The organism is Pseudomonas sp. A34-9 (assembly GCF_029543085.1).
GTDB lineage: Bacteria > Pseudomonadota > Gammaproteobacteria > Pseudomonadales > Pseudomonadaceae > Aquipseudomonas.
The window spans coordinates 1,855,867-1,878,415 of sequence record NZ_CP119967.1 but is presented as its reverse complement, the minus strand read 5'-3'; the positions used below and the strand labels follow the sequence as shown (position 1 = coordinate 1,878,415).

Genomic DNA, 22,549 nt, shown 5'->3' with positions numbered 1-22,549 from the left:
GTTAGCCGCCCGCCGCTGGGGCAAACAGGGTGGCGAGGTAAGATTGACTTTCGCCCATGTTGATTTTGTCGTTCAGCCCTTGACGCTGATAGCGAACCAACTGCGGTTGCAGAGAGATCGCCAGATCGGTCTCGCGATCGCCGCCGGCAACGTAGGCGCCAACACTGATCAGATCGCGGCTCTGCTGATAACGCGACCACAACTGCTTGAAATATTGCGCGCGCTGCATGTGTTCCGGCGAGACCACCGCCGGCATAACCCGGCTGATCGACGCTTCGATGTCGATCGCTGGATAGTGCCCTTCTTCGGCCAGACGCCGCGACAGCACGATGTGGCCGTCGAGTACGCCTCGGGCCGAGTCGGCAATCGGGTCCTGCTGGTCATCGCCTTCGGACAACACGGTGTAGAACGCGGTAATCGAACCACCGCCCTTCTCCGCATTACCGGCGCGCTCAACGAGTTTCGGCAACTTGGCGAACACCGACGGCGGATACCCCTTGGTCGCCGGCGGTTCGCCGATGGCCAGGGCGATTTCCCGCTGGGCCTGGGCGAAACGGGTCAGCGAATCCATCAGCAACAGGACGTTCTTGCCCTTGTCGCGGAAATACTCGGCGATGCGCGTGCAGTACATCGCCGCGCGCAGACGCATCAGCGGCGCATCGTCCGCCGGCGAAGCGACCACGACGGAACGCTTGAGGCCTTCTTCACCGAGGCTGTGCTCAATGAATTCTTTAACTTCCCGACCGCGCTCACCGATCAGGCCGACAACGATGATGTCGGCCTCGGTGAAGCGGGTCATCATGCCCAGCAGCACGGATTTACCGACACCGGTACCGGCGAACAGACCGAGACGCTGGCCACGGCCGACCGTCAACAAACCGTTGATGCAACGGATGCCGACGTCCAGAGGCACGCTGATCGGGTCACGGTTGAGCGGGTTGATCGTCGGGCCGTCCATCGGCACCCAGTCTTCGGCCTTCATGCCGCCCTTGCCGTCCAGCGCGCGACCGGCGCCATCGAGCACGCGGCCGAGCATGCTCATGCCCATCGGCAGGCGACCGGTATCGGCCAGTGGCACAACGCGGGCGCCGGGGGCAATACCGGCAACGCTGCCGACCGGCATCAAAAAGACTTTGCTGCCGGAGAAACCCATGACTTCCGCTTCCACCTGGGATGGGTGATAGCTGTCGTCATTGATCACCAGGCATCGCGTGCCCATGGCGGCGCGCAGGCCTTCGGCTTCGAGGGTGAGGCCGACCATGCGCAGCAGGCGACCTTCAAGAATCGGCGCGCCGGCAATTTCAACGGCCTCGGCATAACTGCTCAGGCGCTTGGCGAAACTGGTGCGTTCAAGGCGCATCGGGGTCGTCCGCGAGCGGCTCTTCAGGCGTGGCCGTCGGTTTTACGTCTTCCGGAATGTCCAGACTCAGATCCGCTTCAGCCGGGTGCAAAGCCTGCTCGTGCAACTGATCGAACAACTTCGCCATGACCTGGACAACCCGGGTTTCGATACTGGCATCGATGCGGCTGTGCTCGGTTTCAACCCGGCAACCGCCCGGCAACAGCGATTCATCTTCGACGATGCGCCAGGTTTCCTCATGACGTTCGCGCAAAGCCTTGGCCTGCTCGAAGTCCTGCGGATTGACGTACAGGCGCACGTTATCGACGCCCAGCGGCAACAGCTTGAGGGCGTCGCGCATGACGTGTTCGATCTGGCTGGAATCGATGGCCAGCTCGCGCTTGATCACCTGTTTGGTGATGTGTTGCACGAGGTCGACCAGCGACTTTTCAATCTGCGTGTCTTGCTCGGCGATGGGCTCGAACAGGTTCGCCATCAACTGCTCAAGGCTTGCGAGTTTGGCGCTCAGCGCTACCTCGGCCTCCTGACGCACCTTGAGGGTGGCACTGTGAAAGCCTTCCTTTTCGCCGATGCCGAAGCCTTCGTTGTAAGCCTCCTGACGGATGCTTTCGAGTTCTTCCAGGGTCAGTGGCTGGACTTCTTCCAGCGGCACTTCTTCCATTTCCGGCGGTTCGGGCTCCGGCTCAGGCTCGGGTTCGGGCTTCGGCGGGTCGAAGCTGGGCATGGCCCAGGATTCGAAACCACGGACATCGCGGGCACGGATCAGATCCGTCACATCGTCGTCGTGCTTGTCCATGGGCTTAGATCATTTCCTCGCCACCTTTGCCACCGAGTACGATTTCGCCGGCTTCGGCCATACGACGGGCAATGGTGAGGATTTCTTTCTGTGCCGTTTCGACGTCGCTGACGCGTACCGGGCCTTTGGCCTCGAGGTCGTCGCGCAACAGTTCGGCGGCACGCTTGGACATGTTCTTGAAGATCTTTTCTTTGACGCCTTCGTCCGAACCCTTGAGGGCCAGTACCAGCACGTCGGAAGACACTTCGCGCAGCAACGCCTGGATGCCACGGTCGTCGACATCGGCGAGGTTGTTGAACACGAACATGAGGTCTTCGATCTGACCGGACAGGTCTTCGTCGACTTCGCGGATCGAGTCCATGAGCTGGCCTTCGATCGAGCTGTCGAGGAAGTTCATGATATCCGCCGCGCGCTTGATGCCACCCAAGGTGGTGCGCGAGGCATTCGAGTTGCCGGAGAACTGCTTCTCGAGAATCTGGTTCAGCTCTTTCAGTGCTGCTGGCTGCACGGTGTTCAACGACGAGACGCGCAGGATGATGTCCAGACGCACCTTGTGGTCGAAGTTGCCGAGCACTTCACCGGCCTGATCCGGGTCGAGGTACGCGACCACGATCGCCTGAATCTGCGGGTGTTCGTAACGGATCACGTCGGCAACGGCGCGCGGCTCCATCCATTTCAGGCTGTCGAGGCCGCTGGTGTTGCCACCGAGCAGGATGCGGTCGATCAGGCCGTTGGCTTTGTCTTCACCCAGTGCCTGGGTGAGCATTTTGCGCACGTAGTCGTCGGAGCCGACGCCGAGGCTGGTCTGGTCGCCGACGATGTCGACGAATTCGCTCATGACCTGCTCGACCTGCTCGCGATGGACGTTGCCCATCTGCGCCATGGCCACGCCGACGCGCTGAACCTCTTTCGGGCCCATGTGGCGCAGCACTTGCGCGGCATCGGTCGAACCCAGCGACAGCAGCAGAATCGCGGCTTTATCGACCCGGGACAGTTTAGCGACTGCGGCTCGGTTATCACTCATCTGCGTTAATCCACTCTTTCACGACCTGGGCCACGCGACCCGGGTCTTCTGCCACCAGACTCTTGATTGCATTCAGTTGCGCGTCATAACCCTCGCTCGGGCTCGGCAACAGAATGCTCTGCGGACCACCGAGGCTCACGCGGTCGTTGGACAGTTCGCCGTCCAGGCCGCCCATGCCACCGAGTTCCACGTCGCTGCCAAGACCGGCCAGCTCCTTGCCTTTGCCGCCGCCGGTGATGTTGTTAAGCACCGGACGCAGCACACCAAACACCAGCACCAGGATGAACAACACACCCAGCACTTGTTTGACGATGTCCCAGAACCATGGCTGGGAGTAGAACGGAATATCGGCAATCACTTCGCCGCGCTCGGCGGAGAACGGCATGTTGATCACGCTGACGCTGTCACCACGGCTGGCGTCGAAACCGACGGCGTCCTGCACCAGACGGGTGAAGCGCGCCAATTCGTCGGCGCTCCACGGCGCACGGGTGGTTTCACCGTTGGCCGCGTTGACCTTGACCTGATCGTCGACCACCACCGACACCGACAGACGATTCAGGCGACCCTGCTGCTGTTTGGTGTGGCTGATGGAGCGGTCAAGCTCGAAGTTCTTGGTCGATTGTTGACGCTTGTCGGCCGGGTATGGCGCGAGCATTGGCTGGCCGGTGGCCGGGTCCATGATCTGCTGACCGTTGGCGTCAACCAATGGCTGGCCGGGCTGGACCATGGTGGCCGGCGCTGCGGCGCCACCGGTGGTTTGCGGCGCCGAGGCTGGCGATGGTGGCTGGTTGCTCAGGGCACCCGGCACACCTTGCGGGCCATTGCTGGCGGTGCGTTGTTCGTTGACCGACTGCTCGCTGCGCAACGCCGGTTGATCCGGGTTGAACTGCTCGGCGGTGGACTCGACGGCGTTGAAATCGATATCGGCCGAGACCTCAGCCTTGTAGCGATCGTTGCCCAGTACTGGCTGCAGGATGTTGTGCACACGCTGGGTGAGCATGCTTTCCACGCGACGGCTGTAATCGAACTGCTTGCCGGCCATGGTCATTTCGGAGTTCTCCGCCTGATCAGAGAGCAAGGTGCCCTTCTGGTCGACGACGGTGATCTGCGATTTGCTCAGCTCGGGAACGGAGGTCGCCACCAGATTGATGATCGCAATGACCTGGCCTGGCTCCAGCGAACGGCCGGAATACAGCTCAACCAATACCGAAGCACTTGGCTTGCGCTCATCACGCACGAACACCGAACTCTTCGGAATCGCCAGATGCACACGGGCACCCTTGACGTTGTTCAGGCTGGAAATGGTCCGCGCCAGTTCACCTTCGAGGCCGCGACGATAACGCGTCGCTTCCATGAACTGGCTGGTGCCCAGCCCCTGTTCCTTGTCGAGGATTTCGAAACCGATATTGCCGTCGCTGGGAGTGACACCAGCAGCAGCGAGTTTCATCCGCGCACGGGACAAGTCATCGGCCTTGACCAGCAAGGCACCGGAGTTAGGTTCGACGTTGTAAGGAATGTCGGCGGCGGCCAGGGTCTCCATGACCTGCTTGGCGTCCATGCCGGCAAGGCTGCCGTACAACGGACGGTAATCCGGCTGCTGCGACCACAGCACCACGGCAAAGCCAATCGCCACGCTCGCAGCCAGGCCGACCAACAGGCCCACCTGACGCAGCACGGTCATCTCGGAGAGGTTTTCCAGGAAGGACAGGCCGAACAGCGGCGGTTTGCCGTCTATCGGGGTGGCCTTGGCCGGAACGTTATCGGCGACTGCTTCTGCCATGACTCAATCTCGTCCTTAAACCGGCATCTGCATGATGTCTTGATAAGCCTGAACCAGCTTGTTGCGCACCTGGGTCAGAGCCTGGAACGACACGCTGGCTTTTTGCGAAGCGATCATCACGTCCGTCAGATCGACGCCGCTTTTACCCACTTCAAATGCGTTGGCCAACTGAGTCGATGCCTGCTGGGTATCGCTGACCTTGTTGATCGCCTGACCGAGCATGTCGGAAAAGCTGCTGCCCGCCAGTTCAGGGACAGCGGTCGTCGATTTCGGTGCAGACATGGCATCCAGCTTCATGGCCTTCATGTCTGTCATCAACCGATTAAATTCAATACCTTGGCTCATGGTCTACTCTCTTGGGCGGCCCGCAATTTTTTGACACTCACTCGGCGGGTACACAGGTATTAGCAACAAGGGTGCCAGCTCATGGGCACCCCTTTCAGAAAAGCATTTTCAACTTTTGGCAGCACGGCTCAGGTGGCGAACAAATAGCCTTCGACGTCCATCCCGGCATCACGCATTTGCGCCAGTTTGTAGCGCAGGGTGCGCGGGCTGATGCCGAGTTTTTCCGCGGCTTCCTTACGTCGTCCACGCTCGGCGCGCAGGGTGTCGATGATCATCTGAAACTCCCGGCGGCGCAGGTCATCACCCAGTGCACCGGCGCAATCGGTATCGATTTCCACCTCGCGAATAACCGAAGACAGCGGCGCGGCGACGGGCACTGCGGTGTACGTCACGGGACCTGCCAGACAGAAATCCTGCGGCTGAATCAAACCGCCCTGCTGCAAGATCAGCGCACGCTGAATCGCGTTATCCAGTTCACGCACATTGCCCGGCCACGGGTACGCGGTCAGGCAGGCTTGTGCGTCAGGCGAGAGTTTCGCTGCGGCGTGCTTCATTTTATTGACGTGTTTGGCCAGCAACCTTTCGGCCAGCGGCAGGATATCGGCAGTGCGCTCGCGAAGTGGACGCCAGGCCAGCGGGAAAACCGACAAACGGTAATAAAGGTCTTCACGGAAACGCCCCGCCGCCACTTCGCCCGCCAGATCGCGGTTAGTGGTGGCGACCACGCGAATATCCAGGGCGATCGGCTTGCGCGCACCCACGCGCTCGACTTCGCGCTCCTGCAACACACGCAGTAGTTTGGCTTGCAGGCCAAGGGGCATTTCGGAAATTTCGTCGAGCAGCAACGTGCCGCCGTCAGCCTGTTCGAACTTGCCGGCCTGCGCGGCGATGGCGCCGGTGAACGAGCCTTTCTCGTGGCCGAACAGGGTCGCTTCGAGCATGTTGTCAGGGATCGCCGCGCAGTTGATCGCAATGAACGGCTGACTGGCGCGATGGGATTGCTGATGAATATAGCGCGCCAGCACTTCTTTACCCGTACCGGATTCGCCGGAGATCAGCACCGTGGAATCGCTGCGTGCCACTCGTGCAGCCAATTCGAGAAGTTGCGCACTGGCCGGTTCGACGGCGATAGGGCCTTCACTTTCGCTCAAGCCAATATTGCCCAGCGCATGCCGCGCCACCAGATCCAGCAACGCCTTGGGCTCGAACGGTTTGACCAGATAGTCCGCCGCGCCCTGACGCATCGCATCGACTGCACGCTCGACCGCGCCGTGGGCCGTCATCAGTAACACGGGTAATTGCGGCTGACGGGCACGCAGCAGGGCAAGCAATTGATGACCATCCATGCCGGGCATGTTGACGTCACTGACCACCAGACTGAACGCCTCGCGCGACACTGCCGTCAGCGCGTCTTCAGCGCAACCGACCGCGTGGTAATCGTGGCCGGCCAGCAACAACGTATCCGCCAGTGCCTCGCGCAACGAGCGGTCATCCTCGACCAGCAAAACCTTGATGCCCATGTCTTTCACTCAGCTCCCTGTACAGCGGAAAACAGCGGCAGGATGACCTGCGCGCACGTGCCGCGCCCAACGCGCGAACGCAGGCGCAATTCTCCCTGATGCGCCCGGGCCACGGCCTTGACCACGGTCAGGCCCAGGCCGGTACCGGTGACTTTGGTCGTAAAAAAAGGCTCGCCGAGTCGCGCCAGAACTGCGGCCTCGATCCCGCTGCCACTGTCGCTGATGCTCAGGCGCAGCGTGTTGTCGCGGGTGTAGCAGTGGACTTTCAGGCGCACGTCGCCGGCACTGGCCTGAATCGCATTCTCGATCAAATTCAACAGCGCCCCGACCAGCGTGTCGCGATTGCACAGCAGTTCGCCGGCATGGCTGTCGCACTGCCAGCGGATTGGCAGATCCTGCACATGGGTCAGCGCCGCCGCTTGCAGCGCCTGCATCAAGGCATTGGGGGTGAGGCGATCGGTCAGCGGCAACTCACCGCGAGCGAACACCAGCATGTCGCGCACCTGGTGCTCCAGCTCATGCAGACGCTCTTTCAGGCGCCCGGCAAAACGCTGCTGGGTGGCGACCGGCAATTGCTGCTCAGTCAAATGACTGGCGTAGAGCAACGCCGCGGACAGCGGCGTGCGGATCTGATGGGCCAGCGAGGCGACCATGCGGCCAAGCGAAGACAAACGCTCGTGGCGCGCCAGCTGATCCTGCAGATGACGGGTTTCTGTCAGGTCGTTGAGCAGCACCAATTGCCCCGGCTCGGCATCCAGCGAGCGGGTGGCAATCGACAGGCGTCGACCGTTTTTCAGGGAAATTTCATGACCGTCGTCTTCACGCGGGGCGAAGCAGCGCGCAATCACATGGCGCCACATCTCGCCCTCGAGCGGCAGACCGAGCAGTTCGATGGCCGCCGGATTGGCTTCGCGCACCCGGCCGTGACCGTCGATGACGATGACGCCACCGGGCAACAGATCAAGGAGGTTTTGCAGACGGTTGGCCAAGCGTTCTTTTTCCGCCAGCTCCTGCATACGCTGGGCACTGACCACCGCCAGCTCACCTTTGAGCTCGGTTACCCGCGCTTCAAGCATGCTGTAGGAGTCCGTCAACTGGCTGGACATCTGGCTGAACAGCTCGAATGCCTGCTCAAGGCCCTGTCGGCTTGCCTGCTCTACGGAGGACGGCTGCCCCTCGGGACTGGAGGCAGAGGACATCTGGGCTTGGGGCATTGTGCTTTCTCGCTTGGCTGACCGTCAGTTAAACGGAACGTTGCGAGGGCTGTAGCAATACCCGTGCCTAAAAAAAACTGCTTATAAATGAAGCAGTTGAAAAACAGGCGTCAATCATCCGCCTGTTCATCCCCATCGCGCCGGCTCATGCCGTACTTGCGCATCTTCTCGACCAGGGTGGTCCGACGGATACGCAGGCGTTCAGCCGCACGCGCCACAATGCCATTGGCATCGTCCAGCGCCTGCTGAATCAGGCCCTGCTCCAGACCGCCGAGGTAGTCCTTCAGGTCCAGACCTTCCGGCGGCAGCATGGCGTTGGCAGTGAAGTCCGGCGTATGGCCATTGATCGGCACGCGCTCTTCGAGATCGCTGCGCAGGCTGTCGACCATTTGCTCGTCTTCGTCGTCGACGTAGCGGAATTTCTTCGGCAACTCGACCACGCCGATCACCCCGTACGGATGCATGATTGCCATGCGCTCCACCAGGTTGGCCAGTTCGCGGACGTTGCCCGGCCAGCCGTGACGGCACAGCGACATGATCGCCGCCGAGTTGAAGCGGATCGAACCGCGCTTCTCGTGCTCCATGCGCGAGATCAGCTCGTTCATCAGCAACGGAATATCTTCGACGCGCTCACGCAGCGGCGCCATCTCGATCGGGAACACGTTCAGGCGATAGTAGAGGTCTTCGCGGAAAGTGCCGATCTCGATCATGCTTTCGAGATTCTTGTGCGTCGCCGCAATGATGCGCACGTCAACGCTTTGGGTCTTGTTGCTGCCCACGCGCTCGAAGGTGCGCTCCTGCAGGACGCGCAGCAGTTTGACCTGCATCGGCAGCGGCATGTCGCCGATTTCGTCGAGGAACAGCGTACCGCCGTTGGCCAGTTCGAAGCGGCCGGCACGGCTGGTGATCGCGCCGGTGAAGGCGCCCTTCTCGTGGCCGAACAATTCGCTTTCGAGCAGCTCTGCCGGGATCGCCCCGCAGTTGACCGGAACGAATGGCGCATCGCGACGTTTGGAATGGTAATGCAGGTTACGCGCAACCACTTCCTTGCCGGTCCCGGACTCGCCGAGGATCAGCACGCTGGCGTCGGTGTCGGCCACTTGCTGCATCATCTGGCGCACGTGCTGGATCGCCCGGCTGGTGCCGACCAGGCTGCGGAACAGATTGGGTTCGCGATGACGACCGCGCTCGCGGGCCTGGTCATACATCTCGCGATAGACCTGGGCACGGTGCAGGGAGTCGAGCAATTTGCTGTAGCTGGGCGGCATTTCGAGGGTCGAAAGCACGCGGCGACGCTGGTCTTCAGGCAAGTCAACGGAAGAATTATCGCCCATCAACAAAACCGGAAGGAACTCATCCCAGGTTGAGAGTGTCTTTAGCAAGCCCAAAAGCGCACCAGGAGCATTGACGGTCCCGATCAGTACGCAAATGACCTCACGACTAGACGACAAAGAGCCGACTGCCTGCTGCCAGTCATGGCTGCCGCAGGGTAAATTTTCTTCGCCGAGAAAATTTAGAATCACCGCCAGGTCGCGGCGGCGGACGCTATCGTCATCGATCAGCAGAATTTTGGTTTCACGCCACATGCAATAGCAACTTCCCTAGTCAACTCAATGCCCGAAATTAGGGGCAAGCGAGACGCTTGCAGGACACCATGTGCCTGTAGACGCCTGAAATCTGAAAACAGCCACTAGTTAAGTCAAAAAACCGTGCACAGTCAAATTTATGGCGCACATGTCTGGATTAACTGGAGGTTAATTAACCAAACAGATGGTAAACCTTTGCCGCCTTTTGCGCTTGGGTGATCTGCGACATCTCGTTGGCTATCGCCTGCCGCTCACCCATCGCCACCTCAAGAAGCTCTTTGTAGACGTGCAGCAGCTCCTCAAGATTGTTGCGCAGCGCATCTTCATCCAGCGCAGCTTCAGCCATGACGTCTTCCATACAGGAACGGCAAGCCAGATCCAGCTCGCCAATGGCTTCCCAGTTGCGTTCGGCCAGCGCAGTGACCAACGCTTCACGGGTATCGGCGATTCGCTGCAATACAAGACTCATGACGATCTCCTTCAGAACTGCGGAGCTGGCACAGGAGCAATGGCATCCCAGCCTTCTTTCACCGTGCTCAGCAAGCCTGCAACCTCATCGAGAATGCGCGGATCGCTGCTGATGTTCGCCTCGGCGAGGCGCTTCATCATGTAGATGTACAGCCCGTCCAGATCAGCCAGGGTGTCTGCGCTGTTCTCCAGATCGAGGCCTTCGCGCAGACCGCTGACAATGCCAATCGCCTTGCTGATCGAAGTGCACTTGCCAGGAATGTCCTTGCGCTCGATGGCGCCTTTGGCCTGAGCGATTCGGGCCAGTCCACCTTCCATCAACATTTGCACCAGACGGTGCGGGCTCGCTTCGGATGTCTGAGCGTGTGCGCCGACTTTCTGGTACTGCCGAAGGGCTAACATCGGATTCATGTTCTACCTCATTGCCACAATGACTCGTATAACCAGTGTATCGCCATCGAATCACAGAACTTTAGATCAAAAGACAAAAACCCGGCGCACGCCGATAAAGCGTAGCCGGGTTTTTGTCGTTACTGCCTGTTACTTCGCGGACTGCTGAGCATTCAGGGAGCTGAAGAACGACGTGATATTACTCGCCGTTGCTTTCATCTGCCCGACCAGCAGGTCCATGGCGTTGTATTTGGCCGTCAGCGTCTTCGTCAGGTTATCGACGCGCAAGTCCAGGGCCGTCTGCTGCTTTTGCAGGGCCGTGGTGATGTTCGTCAGGTTGGAACTGCGCTGATCGAGCAGGCCACCGGTCTTGACGTACGGATCAACCGCCGCGTTCATGCGTGCCAACAGACCATTTTTGGCGTCGGTACCACTGAACAGTTGTTGAACCTGACCAGCCATGCCCGGGATTTCCATACGCTTGTTGAACACCGCCGTGTCGAGCGTCAGCAAACCGGTTTTGCTGTCAGTCAAAACACCCATCTGCGACAGCACGGACAATTGCCCTTGGCCGCCAGCCCCTGGATCCGTCAGCTGAGCACGCACATCAGCCATCAACGAGCGCGGCAGCGCGTCACCGGTGAAAGCCGATGAAACGGTCAGATTGCCATCGGCGTCCGGCGTTGCCTTGGACAGCGTGTCGACGGTTTTCCTCAGGGTGTTGTAGGCATCGATGAACGTTTGCAGCGACGTCTGGATACCGGCGGTATTGGTCGCAACCGAAACCGTCGCCGGGGTTGCGGTGCCGTTGACGACAGGGCTCGCAGCAACCAGATTCAGCGTCATGCCGCTGATGGCGCCCGTCACCGTGTTGGTCTTGCTGCTGACAGCCAGTCCGTCAATGGTGAGGTTTGCATCTTTGGCGACCTTGCCGACCGCTCCGGAAGCGCCTGCCGCCGGATTGTCACCCATTTCCTGGGTGCCATCGATCTCAAGACCAGCGATACCGCTGACCTGCAGGTCCATGCCGGCGCCCGTCTTGTTCGAGCTCAGCACCAGGCGCGAAGAACCGCTGCTGTCCGTCACGATGTTGGCGGAAATACCGTTGCTGGCCTGCGCCGTGTTGATCGCGTCCCGCGTGGACTGCAAAGTGGCATTGGCCGGAATCGCAACATTGTAATCAATGCCATTCTGACTGATTTTCAGAGTACCACTCGGAATGGCACTGGCGGCACCGCCGGCAAATGCGGCACTGGCGACTTTCGAGCCGGTGGCCAGATTCTTCACGACAACGCTGTAAGTACCCGGTACGGCCGTTTTGTCCGATGTTGCACCGACAATCGTTGGTGTGTCCGACGTTGCGGTAAAACCGGCAAATGCCGGGCTCGACGCTTTATTAAGGTCGGTCATCGCCTTCTGATACGCCGCCAGTGCGCTTTTCAGCGAACCGACACCGGAAATCTTCAGCGAGTTGGTTTTCGTCTGAGTGTCGATCTGCGTCTGCTTGGCAGACTTGTCGGCGTTGACCAGCGCGGTCACGATCGCGCCGATGTCCAGGCCGGAACCCAGTCCGGAACCCGGTAGAATTGGACTTGCCATGTGCATCTCCCTTCAGATTGTTGCCATTCTTTTGACCGTTACACGCGTCCTGAGAACGTACAAACATTATTCATGCCAGCTATCAGACTTTGGCGTCGAACAATACGTGGCTCGCATTGGCGAGGCTGTCTGCCAGCTTGAGGGCTTCTGCGGAGGGAATCTGTCGAACGACCTCACCCGTCTCGCTTGCGATCACCTTGACGATGACCTTACCGGAATGCTCATCGATCGAGAACTCCAGATTGCGCTTGATCGATTGAACGAACTTCTCGATCTCCTGCACTGCCAGTTTCAACTTGGCGTCATCCGTGTCCTGACTTTTGTCAGCAACCGGAGCATCGGCCTTCGCGACTTTTGGCGTCTCTGACGGCTTGTCAGCAACAGGTGTCGCTGGCTTGGGAGCCGGATAAGACACGTTAAGCTTGACGCTCATGTCCATGCCCATCACCTCTTAACGAAAAAAGCGAGAGAGCGCGACAAGCGCACTCCCCCGCTCAAACTCATTCCGAATTACTGAAGCAGCTTCAGTACAGCGGAAGGCAGTTGGTTGGCTTGAGCCAGAACAGAGGTCGAAGCCTGTTGCAGGGTTTGCTGCTTGGTCAGGTTAGCAGTCTCTGCGGCGAAGTCGGTATCTTGTACGCGACCTTGTGCAGCAGTGGTGTTCTCGGTGATGTTCTGCAAGTTCTGGATGGTGCTGGTCAGACGGTTTTGCGAAGCACCCAGGCTGGCACGAGTCGAACCGATTGCAGCGATAGCGGCGTCGATTGCAGTGATAGCGTTGTCGATGTTGGTAGCAGCGCCAGAAACGCTAGCACCGGTCAGGGACAGAGTACCGCTGCCTACCGACAGGCTTACTGCGTCGAACTTGGAGCTCAGAACCAGGTCGATGTGGTTAGCCGAACCGGTGTTTGCGCCCACTTGCAGGGTCACAGTACCAGCCGAACCGTCCAGCAGGTTTTTGCCGTTCAGGTTGGTCGAAGCCGAGATACGGGTGATCTCGTCGGACATCTGAGCGAATTCAGCGTTGGTAGCGGTCTGGTCAGCAGTGCCGTTGGTACCGTTACGTGCTTTAACAGCCAGTTCACGCATACGCTGCAGAATGTCGGTAGTGGCTTGCAGAGCGCCTTCAGCGGTCTGAGCTACGGAGATACCGTCGTTGGCGTTCTGGATGGCCTGGGTGTTACCGCGGATCTGGGAAGACATACGGTTGGAGATTTGCAGGCCAGCGGCGTCGTCTTTAGCGCTGTTGATTTTCAGGCCGGAAGACAGGCGCTGCATCGAAGTCGACAGAGCGTCGGAAGCGCGGTTCAGGTTTTTCTGAACGTTCAACGACGTGGTGTTGGTGTTTACTGTTAAAGCCATGACGAATTCCTCGTTGGTTGGGTACTGCGGCTTCCGGCCCTGGCAACCGCCGGGTATGGCCTAGAGAACCTTCGTAATAGTTATCGTCGGGTTTGCAGGTTGCTTGAGGGCTTTTTGAAAAAAATTTGCCATCACCCTGCCACCCCCAAGAAAACAAAGACTTAGCAGCCCATCCACCGCGAAAAAATGACGTCATAAAACCGACTGCCGCGCAAACCTGCGGGCCAGTGCAGTCGGCACGACTCAGACCGGCGCACTTGCGAGCAAATCCACCAGTTCGTACTCCATAGAGTCAGCCAGCCCCAACCAGTCCTGGCGCTCCTGGCATTCGAGCATTTGCAGTAACAGCTGCGCCCACACCTGCTGAACCTCTGCCGGGGCAGACGCTAAACATTGCTGGGCCTTTTCAAACACATCGACCATCGTCAGCGCCGCCTCGACATCGCGCCCGAGGCGAAACAAACCCGCACACTGGCGACATTCATCCTTACAGAGGCTCAGCGCACTCATTGCACAAACTCCGGGTTGAAACCGGTTCCGGCGATTAGCGCCCCGGAGCGGCTGCTGTTGAGAAACGCGACCTGTGGATGCGCAGCGATATAGCGCTCCAGCACACACAGATAACCGCGAAAATTGAGTTGCGTGCTGACCCGTTGGCCATGGCCATCGCGCACCCAATGTCGCGCCTGATTCACTGGCGGCCCCAGATCACCGTCGTTCCAGCCAGCATGGGTCTTGTTCATCGGGAAGGCGAAGTCTGCGCCAAACAGCGTGATGCCGGTGGCACCCATCTTTACCGCCAGATCCACCGCCGGGTGAATCACACTGCCGCCCACGTGCAGCTGCGCTCGCGGATGCTGCTCACGCAGGTTCGCGTAGATCGGACTCGCGGAATAACCACCGTAACGCTTGCCCTTCCACGCCTTCAACACCGCCGGATCGCTCATCGGCAGATACACCAGCGGGATGCCGTCGGACTCCTCGAAGGGCAGATGACGAAAACTGATGCGCTGATCAATGCTCACCACCAGGTCAGGCACAATCCCGTGCTCGCGCAGCGGTCGATACGCGGTGTCGACACAGATGAACAATGGGCGTTCGGCGCGCTGACGGATTGCCGCCAGGCGCTGATAATGCTGCTCCAGTGTCGGCCCGGTGGCGATCACGTAGATTTCCCGCCCCGCACACGTGCCGAACAACTGCGCCACATCCGCATCGGCGAGCAGCACGGGCAGGCACGCCTGCAAACGCTGTTGAATCTCCGGTGACTGCGGATCGAAATCCCGATTGTTGAAGCTCAGGTGCACTTCACTGACCAAGCGATCACGCACTTTCGCGTTGAAGTCGTCAGCCAGCAGCATCTCGGCAGGCAAGGCAAAAAACGGCGTGAAAAAATCCGCGTGATCACCGGCATAAAACAACTCGACGCGCGGATCTTCCAGCCACTGACGCTGATCGAGCAGTTGCACCACCAGCGCAAACAACGCGCCGTTGAGGATGTGCACATACAAGCGTTGCAGTCCCGTGCGCTCAAGCAGCACCCCGGGCAAATCGCCGAGGCCAGTGCCATAGACATGCAATTGCGCTTGGTCGGGCAGGCTGGACGCTTGAATCCGCGCTTCATGAAGGCGGTCATGGCGGCTGGTCAGTTGAACGCCGTTGATGCTCAGCGTCGAGCCAAGCCCCTCAACCAATTGAGCGGGAACGGCCGCACTGTCTTCCGCCATCAGTCGCTCGAACAGCGCCGGCCAGCGCCGCTGCAACACCTCGGCATTGGCTTGAAAAAACTCGCTCATGGCGCCTCGCGCTCCCTCTTCAGGCAAAAAAATAGCGTTCAAGGTTAACCTTGAACGCTATTTTTGTATCCGCCGTTTTTGCTCAGACTCAAGGACGATAGATGATCGCCGAGCCCCACGACAGACCGACACCGAAACCGCTCAGCGCAATTCGCTGCCAGTCGGAATCGATGACGTGCTTTTCCAGCAGCAACGGAATGCTCGACGACACGGTATTGCCGGTCTCGACCATGTCCTTGATGAACTTCTCCGGCTCCCCTTCGAAACGCCGCGCCACGGCATCGACAATCGCCGCGCTGCCCTGGTGAATGCAGAAGGCATCGATGTCATCGGCCTTCAGACCGGAGTCATCGAGCAGTTCGTGCAAGTGTGCCGGCACCTTCAGCAACGCAAAGTTGAAGACCTGACGACCGTTCATGAAGAACACGCCATCGGTCACCTTCAAATGCGGTGCGCCGGAACCGTCAGTGCCGAACTTGGCCTTGCCCAGCGCCCAGGTCGGATCTTCACCCATCCACGTAGCGGTCGCGGCATCGCCAAACAGCATGGTGGTGTTGCGGTCTTCCGGGTCGACGATTTTCGAATACGGGTCAGCGGTGATCAGCAGGCCGTTCTTCAGGCCGGCGGCTTCCATGAAACCCTTGATCGCGTAGATGCCGTAGACATAACCGGAGCAGCCCAGGGAAATGTCGAACGCGGCAACGTTGGTCGGCAGACCGAGTTTGTCCTGCACGATCGCTGCGGTGTGCGGCAGGCCTTCTTCGTCACCGTTCTGCGTGACGACGATCAAGGCGTCGATCGATTCACGTTTCAGTTCAGGGTTGCTGGCAAACAGCGCATTGGCCGCCTCCACGCACAGATCGGAAGTTTCTTGTTCAGCGTCTTTGCGCGGCAGGAATGCCGAGCCGATCTTGCCAAGGATGAATTCTTCATCCTTCTCGAATTTTGCACCTTGTGCGTAATTGTCCACGCCGGCTACAGGAACGTAGCTCGCAATGCTTTTTATGCCAATCATTACGGCTTCCCAATAAAAAACAGCCCAAGACCACCGCTCGCAAGGATTTCGAGGGGCGCCGACAAACAGAAAACGGCCGCCACAACGGGCAGCCACGGGGAGCGCAAAGGGCTATCACTGGAATCGAAAACGAGCCAGGCGCCATCTCCCCGATCAATACAATACAGTGAAGATGCGCGTTATGACTCGCAGGTCACGCTATTTTGCCGAATCGGTGCAGATCGGGTTATTCGACCAACGACCAGTCCAGCGGCGTGCCGCGCTTGATCGGTGCACGGGCGCGGCGGCCGAGTACGGCGTCGGTGTGCTTGGGCGGCAGACCGAGACCAGGGCGAATGGCGCGCAGATTGTCCCCGCTAAAGGTGTCACCGGCGGCCATGTCGGCAGTGACGTACAGCGAACGGCGATACACCACCGATTTCAGTTCGGCATCGGTGGCGCCATAACGCACCTGACCCAAGGCCTGCCAGGCACGTTCGGTTTCCACCACCAGACTGGCCATTTCTGCCGGTTCCAGCGAGAAGCTCGCATCGACGCCACCCGCCGAACGGTCGAGGGTGAAGTGTTTTTCCACCACCGTCGCGCCAAGCGCCACGGCTGCCACCGACACGCCAACGCCCATCGAGTGATCGGAAAGCCCCACCTCACAACCGAACAACTCACGCAGATGGGGAATTGTGCGCACGTTGCTGTTGAGCGGCGTCGCCGGGTAGGTGCTGGTGCATTTGAGCAGCACCAGGTCCTTGCACCCGGCCTCGCGGGCGGCGCGCACGGTTTCATCCAGTTCGGCGATGCTGGCCATGCCCGTGGAGATGATCAGCGGCTTGCCAGTGGCGGCCACGCGGCGGATCAACGGCAAGTCGGTGTTTTCGAAACTGGCAATCTTGTAGGCCGGTACATCAAGGCTTTCGAGAAAGTCTACGGCCGTGTCATCGAACGGTGTCGAGAACGCGAGCATGCCGAGTTCTTTTGCGCGGGCAAAAATCGGTGCATGCCACTCCCACGGTGTATGGGCTTTTTCATACAAGTCATAGAGCGAAGTACCCGCCCACAGACTGCCCGGATCCTTGATGAAGAACTCGCCTTCGGCCAGATCCAGGGTCATCGTGTCGGCGGTGTAGGTTTGCAGCTTCAAGGCATGCGCGCCGGCCTTGGCCGCGGCCTCGACGATTTGCAAAGCCACGTCCAGCGACTGGTTATGGTTGCCACTCATCTCGGCAATGATGAAGGGCGGCGCGTCGGCACCGATCGAGCGGTGGCCAATCTTGAAACTAGGCATGGGGGTGATCCTTCAACACACGGGTGAACGCACAGGCCCCTTGGGTAAACCCGGCGTCACGAAACACATTCAATGAGGGCAGATTGTCCGGCAGGACGCAGGCGTTGATGACCGTCAGTTGTGGCCAGTGCGCGGCGACAAATGCCTGCCCACGGGTCAATAGCGCCCTGCCCCAGCCGAGGCCGAAACGCCCTTGCAGCAGGTAGATCGAGACTTCGGCTTCGAATCCGCGCAGGTCATAACGCACAACACCGACGGCGCCATCGTCCGCCTCGGCGATCAACAGCAACCGCTGCGGATTACGCAAACTCGCCGTCAGCCAGTTGAGGTGTTGCTCCCAATCGATCGCGCCAGTCTCCGGCGACCAGCGCCGCACAACTTCGGCATTACGCCCCTCGAACAGCAACTGCGCATCGTCCAGCGTCGCCGGGCGCAGCTTGAGCACCGCGCCGGCCAGTGCTGCCGCGACGCGCTCGGCGCCGCGACCATCGACCAGTTGCCGCGAACGCTGGGCCAGGCTCTGGCGTAGAAAATGATTGCCCACGACGAAGCCGACAGCGTCACGCAATTGCTCGACACTGACCTGCTCACGGGCGCCCATGAACACATGCGCCCCCGCAGCAGCCATGACTTCGCCGTTGACCTGTTGGTTGTTCGACACCGCAATACAGATCGTCGGCAAGCCCAGCGCCGCACGCTCCCAACTGGTACCGCCGCCAGCGCCGATAAACAGATCGGCTTCGCTCATGCGCTGGTAGAAATCAGTGACGAAACTGTGCAGGCGCCAGTTCGGCCGCGTCTCGGCCATCGCCTGCATCTGCGCCCACGCCGGGTTGTCGGCACCGGCGACAAAATCCACCTGCAACTGGTTGAAATCAGCGAGAGCGAGCATCGCGTGATGCGTCTGCATCGCCGTATCGAAGCCACCGAAATTCACCAGTACCCGGCGAGCCGTGGGTTTTATCTCGATGGCCGGGCAATTGAACTCTTCGCGCAGCATGGCGTAGCGCGGGCCGAGCAACGTGCGGCAACCCTCAGGCAGCAACGGTGTGTAGTTTTCGCTGAGGCCGGACAAGTTCTGATTGAGCAACAGATCAACGCTGTAGCGCCGGGTCGCCAGATCATCCACCGCCGCGATGCGATGCGCCCAGCGGCGTGCAGCGGTTTGCCAGTGATGATCGAGGCCGTAATGATCGACGATGATCCAGTCGAACTCGGCATGGCCGTCCAGCAACAGACCCAGTGCATCGATATCGGCCTGCCACGGCAGCATCGATTCGATGGCTTGCTGTGGGTCTTCAGCGGGGTAGCGATCGGGTAACGCAAAAGTTTCAAACCCTTCGCCGCTCAGCGCCTCCAGCCGATGCCCCGGCAATTGCCGGCAGGCAAACGCGACATGGCTGCCTTGCCCGCGCAACACCCGCGCCAGCGTCAGGCAACGGGCGATATGGCCACTGCCAATGGTCGGCGAGGCGTCGGCGCGAATCAGCACTCTCATTGCAGCTCTCCGCCCGCCTTGAGCGCGGCGTACAAGTATTCGGCGCGCGTCCAGTCTTCGGGCGTGTCGATGTCCTGCACCAGATGCCGGGGCAGAACCACCGGCAGACTGGCCGGCGAATAGACCACCTCGCCACGCAACCAGGCCTCACTGCGGCCCCAGTAGAACTGCCCGGCATCCTGAAACGCTTCGGGCAGATCCTGCGAGCGGGTATGACGAAATTCGGGATACAGCGCAGTCAGCGCGCCCTGCCCGTCCAGCGTCAGCGCACGCTGCACCGGAAACCCGAAACTGCACACGGAAAACGCAAAGGAGCGGTCGGGATGCTGTTCCAGCAATTCCAGTCCCTGACGCAAATAGCGCGCCTGCAACAGCGGCGCAGTGGCGTACACACAGCAGGCGTAATCGAAGGCTGGCAGTTGCTGCAATGCATGCACGATCACTGCCGCCGTACCGGTGAAATCATCGGCCAGTTCCGCCGGGCGCAGGAATGGCACCTGCGCGCCCTGCGCGCGTGCGACATCGGCAATCTCGACATCGTCGGTGCTGACCACGACCTGATCGAACACCCCCGACTCCAGCGCAGTGCGGATCGAACGGACAATCATCGGCACGCCGTCGAACGGCAACAGATTCTTGCGCGGGATGCGTTTGCTGCCCCCGCGTGCCGGGATGATTGCAACGTTGCTCAAGGACGTTTTTCCAACAGGAACCAGGTGACGTCATCCGCCGGGAACTGCGGGTCACGATGGTAAACAAAGCCGTAATCCAGCAGCTGCAGATCAGGGTAGCGATCAAGCATTTCACCGGCGAAATCGCGCTTGAACAGCTTGCCGCTGTTACCGCGATAGGACACTTCCACCGGTGCCGGGTTGTAATACTCGGCGATCAGAATGTAGCGCTGACTCAACTCATACAACTGCGCGTATGCGGTCGGCAGCAGTTCCGGAGCCAAGTGAATCAGCACGCCCTTGCTCAGCGTCAGGTCATATCGGCGCTCGCGCGGGAAATCGAACAGCGAGCCATGCCAGATCTGCGCGATGTTCAACGCCCGTGCCTGCGCACAGGCACTGTCATTGATCTCGACGCCGAACAGATCGCAACGCGGCAGCAACTGATGCAGCGCCTGCAAATTATTGCCGGCGTTGGTGCCCAACTCGACCAGACTTTCAATGCGCCCGGCGCGACTCAGCGCTTTGGCAAACAAGGCGAGATTGGCGGCCACCAGCGGTTGGCCGATATTGCGCTCGACGTACTGGTTGCCGAACTCACCCTGCCAGAATTTTTCCTGCTCGCTCAGATCACGCATGACTCAGTCTCACCCACCGCCACGGCGGTATTCATTCGGTCAGTCGACGCAATTGCTCGACTACATAATCCTGCTGCTGATCACTCAGCAACGGGTACAGCGGCAAGCTGATGGCCTCGGCGTAATAGCGTTCGGCCTCGGGAAAATCGCCCTCGGCAAAACCCAGATCACGATAGTAGGGCTGCAGATGCACGGGAATATAGTGCAGGTTTACGCCGATCCCGGCTGTGCGCAAGCCTTCGAACACCTGACGGTGGCTGAGGCCGATGCGCTCGGTCTGCAAGCGAATCACGTACAGATGCCACGCCGACTCCGCCTCCGGCTGAGGGCTGGGCAGCGTCACCGGCAAGTACGCCAGCAGACGATCGTAACGCGCCGCCAGCTCGCGACGCCGGGCGATGAAATCGTCCAGCTTGCTCAGTTGCGACAACCCGAGCGCGGCCTGCATATCGGTGATGCGGTAATTGAAACCCAGCTCGACCTGTTGGTAGTACCACGGGCCATGACTGGCTTCGGTCATTTGCTGCGGATCACGGGTCATGCCGTGGCTGCGCAGGCGTTGCAGGCGCTCGGCCAGGTGCGGGCGGTTGGTCAACACCATGCCGCCTTCGGCACTGGTGATGATTTTCACCGGATGAAAACTGAACACGGTCATTGCCGCGAACTCACCACAGCCCACCGGACGCCCGGCATAACTGGCGCCCACGGCATGCGAGGCATCCTCGATCACGGTGAAGTTGTAGCGTTCGGCCAGCGCGGCAATCTTGCGCATGTCGCAGCTCTGCCCCGAGAACGCCACGGCGACCAGCACTTTCGGCACAGTGCCGTCCTGCTCGGCCTGATCGAGTTTCGCTTCGAGGGCGAAGGCATCAAGGTTCCAGGTCAGCGGATCAATGTCGACGAAATCAACGTCGGCGCCGCAATAACGCCCGCAATTGGCCGAGGCGAGAAAGGTGTTAGGCGTCGTCCACAAACGATCGCCCGGCCCCAGGCCTGCGGCCAGGCAAGCAATGTGCAGCGCCGCTGTGGCGTTGCACACCGCCACGGCGTAATCCGCCTGGCAACGCTCGGCCAGCGCCTGCTCGAAGCGCTCGATGGTCGGCCCCTGGGTCAGCCAGTCCGATTGCAGCACCTCGACGACCGCATCGATGTCTGCCTGATCGAGGCTCTGCCGACCGTAGGGAATCATGCCGAGAGCTTCGCGTGCAGGTCGGCGATCTGCCCGACCGAAAGGAAATGCGGGTTGGTGTCGGAGCGGTACTCGAAATCTTCGCTCACGGCACGCCCCTGCTCACCGAGTTTGTCGACGGCAAAATCGACATCGACGCTGGTGAAGCGAATCGACGGCTGGATGGTGTAGTGATCCTCGAACTCAAGAGTCATCCGTGCATCGTCCAGCGGCACCATCAACTCATGGAGCTTTTCACCGGGACGGATGCCGACGTGCTTGTGCGGCAGATGTTCGGCCATGCCGCGCGCCAGATCGACGATGCGGATCGACGGAATCTTCGGCACGAACACTTCGCCACCGTGCATGCGCGCAAAGCTGTCGAGGACAAACTGCACGCCGTGGTCGAGGGTGATCCAGAACCGCGTCATGCGTTCGTCAGTGATCGGCAACTCCTCTGCGCCGTCGGCAATCAACTTGCTGAAGAACGGCACCACCGAGCCACGCGAGCCCGCGACATTGCCGTAGCGCACCACGGCAAAACGGGTTTCCTGCTCGCCGGCAATGTTGTTGGCGGCGACGAACAATTTGTCCGAGAGCAATTTGGTTGCGCCGTACAGATTGATCGGGCTGGCCGCCTTGTCGGTGGACAGCGCCACGACTTTTTTCACGCCGTTGTCGATGGCAGCAGCAATGATGTTCTCCGCGCCATTGACGTTGGTGCGAATGCATTCGGTGGGGTTGTATTCCGCCGCCGGCACCTGCTTCAACGCGGCGGCATGCACCACGTAGTCGATGCCGCGCATGGCCTGACGCAGACGGTCTGCGTCACGCACATCACCAATGAAGTAACGCATGCAGGGCGCGTTGAACGTCTGCTGCATCTCGTATTGCTTCAGCTCGTCACGGGAGAACACCACCACGCGCTTGGGCTGGTATTGCTCAAGCAGGCGGGCGATGAATTTGCGCCCGAACGAACCGGTGCCGCCGGAGATGAAAATCGATTTACCGTTGAACATATGCTGATTCCTGTCCGGCAC

Annotated in this window: 22 protein-coding genes; all 22 read right to left on the bottom strand. The window is 60.1% G+C overall.

The features are described 5' to 3' along the window. Position 1 precedes the first annotated feature (1 nt). Positions 2-1,360 carry a flagellar protein export ATPase FliI gene (fliI, locus tag P3G59_RS08365; RefSeq protein WP_277761189.1) on the bottom strand — a complete coding sequence of 453 codons (1,359 nt, stop codon included), beginning with the start codon at positions 1,358-1,360 and terminating at the stop codon, positions 2-4. Next, positions 1,350-2,156: a flagellar assembly protein FliH gene (gene fliH / locus P3G59_RS08360; RefSeq protein WP_277761188.1), complete on the bottom strand. Its 807-nt coding sequence runs from the start codon at positions 2,154-2,156 to the stop codon at positions 1,350-1,352. Before fliH ends, fliI begins: the two co-directional genes overlap by 11 nt. Before the next feature lie 4 nt (positions 2,157-2,160). Then, positions 2,161-3,180, bottom strand: a complete 1,020-nt coding sequence (fliG, locus tag P3G59_RS08355; protein ID WP_007958288.1) for a flagellar motor switch protein FliG — start codon at positions 3,178-3,180, stop codon at positions 2,161-2,163. Next, positions 3,173-4,960 carry a flagellar basal-body MS-ring/collar protein FliF gene (gene fliF, locus P3G59_RS08350; RefSeq protein WP_277761187.1) on the bottom strand — a complete coding sequence of 596 codons (1,788 nt, stop codon included), beginning with the start codon at positions 4,958-4,960 and terminating at the stop codon, positions 3,173-3,175. The genes fliG and fliF overlap by 8 nt, the downstream gene beginning before the upstream one ends. A gap of 15 nt (positions 4,961-4,975) precedes the next feature. After that, positions 4,976-5,305: a flagellar hook-basal body complex protein FliE gene (gene fliE, locus P3G59_RS08345; RefSeq protein ID WP_123452716.1), complete on the bottom strand. Its 330-nt coding sequence runs from the start codon at positions 5,303-5,305 to the stop codon at positions 4,976-4,978. A 128-nt stretch (positions 5,306-5,433) separates the two neighbouring features. Continuing rightward, entirely contained in the window at positions 5,434-6,825 is a 1,392-nt protein-coding gene (locus P3G59_RS08340) for a sigma-54 dependent transcriptional regulator (protein WP_277761186.1), read from the bottom strand. 5 nt (positions 6,826-6,830) lie between these two features. After that, positions 6,831-8,024, bottom strand: a complete 1,194-nt coding sequence (locus P3G59_RS08335; protein WP_277762122.1) for an ATP-binding protein — start codon at positions 8,022-8,024, stop codon at positions 6,831-6,833. Positions 8,025-8,149: 125 nt separating this feature from the next. Continuing rightward, positions 8,150-9,625 (bottom strand): sigma-54 dependent transcriptional regulator, encoded by a 1,476-nt coding sequence (locus P3G59_RS08330; protein ID WP_277761185.1) that lies wholly within the window; start codon positions 9,623-9,625, stop codon positions 8,150-8,152. A 172-nt stretch (positions 9,626-9,797) separates the two neighbouring features. Beyond that, positions 9,798-10,094: a hypothetical protein gene (locus tag P3G59_RS08325; RefSeq protein WP_007920054.1), complete on the bottom strand. Its 297-nt coding sequence runs from the start codon at positions 10,092-10,094 to the stop codon at positions 9,798-9,800. Positions 10,095-10,105: 11 nt separating this feature from the next. Further along, entirely contained in the window at positions 10,106-10,504 is a 399-nt protein-coding gene (fliS, locus tag P3G59_RS08320; protein WP_095191145.1) for a flagellar export chaperone FliS, read from the bottom strand. 129 nt (positions 10,505-10,633) lie between these two features. Further along, positions 10,634-12,082: a flagellar filament capping protein FliD gene (gene fliD, locus P3G59_RS08315; RefSeq protein WP_277761184.1), complete on the bottom strand. Its 1,449-nt coding sequence runs from the start codon at positions 12,080-12,082 to the stop codon at positions 10,634-10,636. A gap of 82 nt (positions 12,083-12,164) precedes the next feature. Beyond that, positions 12,165-12,521, bottom strand: coding sequence for a flagellar protein FlaG (locus tag P3G59_RS08310; RefSeq protein WP_277761183.1), 357 nt, complete (start codon positions 12,519-12,521; stop codon positions 12,165-12,167). Positions 12,522-12,592: 71 nt separating this feature from the next. After that, positions 12,593-13,444 (bottom strand): flagellin domain-containing protein, encoded by an 852-nt coding sequence (locus tag P3G59_RS08305; protein ID WP_277761182.1) that lies wholly within the window; start codon positions 13,442-13,444, stop codon positions 12,593-12,595. Between the two features lie 243 nt (positions 13,445-13,687). Next, complete coding sequence (locus P3G59_RS08300) at positions 13,688-13,954, bottom strand: hypothetical protein (RefSeq protein ID WP_277761181.1); 267 nt, start codon at positions 13,952-13,954, stop codon at positions 13,688-13,690. Further along, positions 13,951-15,240, bottom strand: coding sequence for a 6-hydroxymethylpterin diphosphokinase MptE-like protein (locus P3G59_RS08295; protein ID WP_277761180.1), 1,290 nt, complete (start codon positions 15,238-15,240; stop codon positions 13,951-13,953). The genes P3G59_RS08300 and P3G59_RS08295 overlap by 4 nt, the downstream gene beginning before the upstream one ends. A gap of 88 nt (positions 15,241-15,328) precedes the next feature. Next, positions 15,329-16,255: a ketoacyl-ACP synthase III gene (locus P3G59_RS08290; RefSeq protein WP_095122707.1), complete on the bottom strand. Its 927-nt coding sequence runs from the start codon at positions 16,253-16,255 to the stop codon at positions 15,329-15,331. Between the two features lie 226 nt (positions 16,256-16,481). Then, positions 16,482-17,534 carry a pseudaminic acid synthase gene (gene pseI, locus P3G59_RS08285; RefSeq protein ID WP_277761179.1) on the bottom strand — a complete coding sequence of 351 codons (1,053 nt, stop codon included), beginning with the start codon at positions 17,532-17,534 and terminating at the stop codon, positions 16,482-16,484. After that, the gene (gene pseG, locus P3G59_RS08280) at positions 17,527-19,032 is read right to left on the bottom strand and encodes a UDP-2,4-diacetamido-2,4,6-trideoxy-beta-L-altropyranose hydrolase (RefSeq protein ID WP_277761178.1); all 1,506 of its coding nucleotides are present in this window, start codon (positions 19,030-19,032) and stop codon (positions 17,527-17,529) included. The genes pseI and pseG overlap by 8 nt, the downstream gene beginning before the upstream one ends. Continuing rightward, positions 19,029-19,724: a pseudaminic acid cytidylyltransferase gene (gene pseF / locus P3G59_RS08275; protein ID WP_277761177.1), complete on the bottom strand. Its 696-nt coding sequence runs from the start codon at positions 19,722-19,724 to the stop codon at positions 19,029-19,031. The genes pseG and pseF overlap by 4 nt, the downstream gene beginning before the upstream one ends. Then, positions 19,721-20,341, bottom strand: a complete 621-nt coding sequence (locus tag P3G59_RS08270; RefSeq protein ID WP_277761176.1) for a pseudaminic acid biosynthesis-associated methylase — start codon at positions 20,339-20,341, stop codon at positions 19,721-19,723. The genes pseF and P3G59_RS08270 overlap by 4 nt, the downstream gene beginning before the upstream one ends. Positions 20,342-20,372: 31 nt before the next feature. Further along, positions 20,373-21,530 carry a UDP-4-amino-4,6-dideoxy-N-acetyl-beta-L-altrosamine transaminase gene (pseC, locus tag P3G59_RS08265; RefSeq protein WP_277761175.1) on the bottom strand — a complete coding sequence of 386 codons (1,158 nt, stop codon included), beginning with the start codon at positions 21,528-21,530 and terminating at the stop codon, positions 20,373-20,375. Then, complete coding sequence (pseB, locus tag P3G59_RS08260; protein WP_277761174.1) at positions 21,527-22,528, bottom strand: UDP-N-acetylglucosamine 4,6-dehydratase (inverting); 1,002 nt, start codon at positions 22,526-22,528, stop codon at positions 21,527-21,529. Before pseB ends, pseC begins: the two co-directional genes overlap by 4 nt. Between the last annotated feature and the right edge of the window lie 21 nt (positions 22,529-22,549).

Coding starts and splice junctions, on each gene's coding strand:
- fliI (WP_277761189.1), bottom strand. CDS start 1,360: ATGCGCCTTGAACGCACCAGTTTCGCCAAGCGCCTGAGCAGTTATGCC.
- fliH (WP_277761188.1), bottom strand. CDS start 2,156: ATGGACAAGCACGACGACGATGTGACGGATCTGATCCGTGCCCGCGAT.
- fliG (WP_007958288.1), bottom strand. CDS start 3,180: ATGAGTGATAACCGAGCCGCAGTCGCTAAACTGTCCCGGGTCGATAAA.
- fliF (WP_277761187.1), bottom strand. CDS start 4,960: ATGGCAGAAGCAGTCGCCGATAACGTTCCGGCCAAGGCCACCCCGATA.
- fliE (WP_123452716.1), bottom strand. CDS start 5,305: ATGAGCCAAGGTATTGAATTTAATCGGTTGATGACAGACATGAAGGCC.
- P3G59_RS08340 (WP_277761186.1), bottom strand. CDS start 6,825: ATGGGCATCAAGGTTTTGCTGGTCGAGGATGACCGCTCGTTGCGCGAG.
- P3G59_RS08335 (WP_277762122.1), bottom strand. CDS start 8,024: ATGTCCTCTGCCTCCAGTCCCGAGGGGCAGCCGTCCTCCGTAGAGCAG.
- P3G59_RS08330 (WP_277761185.1), bottom strand. CDS start 9,625: ATGTGGCGTGAAACCAAAATTCTGCTGATCGATGACGATAGCGTCCGC.
- P3G59_RS08325 (WP_007920054.1), bottom strand. CDS start 10,094: ATGAGTCTTGTATTGCAGCGAATCGCCGATACCCGTGAAGCGTTGGTC.
- fliS (WP_095191145.1), bottom strand. CDS start 10,504: ATGAATCCGATGTTAGCCCTTCGGCAGTACCAGAAAGTCGGCGCACAC.
- fliD (WP_277761184.1), bottom strand. CDS start 12,082: ATGGCAAGTCCAATTCTACCGGGTTCCGGACTGGGTTCCGGCCTGGAC.
- P3G59_RS08310 (WP_277761183.1), bottom strand. CDS start 12,521: ATGGACATGAGCGTCAAGCTTAACGTGTCTTATCCGGCTCCCAAGCCA.
- P3G59_RS08305 (WP_277761182.1), bottom strand. CDS start 13,444: ATGGCTTTAACAGTAAACACCAACACCACGTCGTTGAACGTTCAGAAA.
- P3G59_RS08300 (WP_277761181.1), bottom strand. CDS start 13,954: ATGAGTGCGCTGAGCCTCTGTAAGGATGAATGTCGCCAGTGTGCGGGT.
- P3G59_RS08295 (WP_277761180.1), bottom strand. CDS start 15,240: ATGAGCGAGTTTTTTCAAGCCAATGCCGAGGTGTTGCAGCGGCGCTGG.
- P3G59_RS08290 (WP_095122707.1), bottom strand. CDS start 16,255: ATGATTGGCATAAAAAGCATTGCGAGCTACGTTCCTGTAGCCGGCGTG.
- pseI (WP_277761179.1), bottom strand. CDS start 17,534: ATGCCTAGTTTCAAGATTGGCCACCGCTCGATCGGTGCCGACGCGCCG.
- pseG (WP_277761178.1), bottom strand. CDS start 19,032: ATGAGAGTGCTGATTCGCGCCGACGCCTCGCCGACCATTGGCAGTGGC.
- P3G59_RS08270 (WP_277761176.1), bottom strand. CDS start 20,341: ATGCGTGATCTGAGCGAGCAGGAAAAATTCTGGCAGGGTGAGTTCGGC.
- pseC (WP_277761175.1), bottom strand. CDS start 21,530: ATGATTCCCTACGGTCGGCAGAGCCTCGATCAGGCAGACATCGATGCG.
- pseB (WP_277761174.1), bottom strand. CDS start 22,528: ATGTTCAACGGTAAATCGATTTTCATCTCCGGCGGCACCGGTTCGTTC.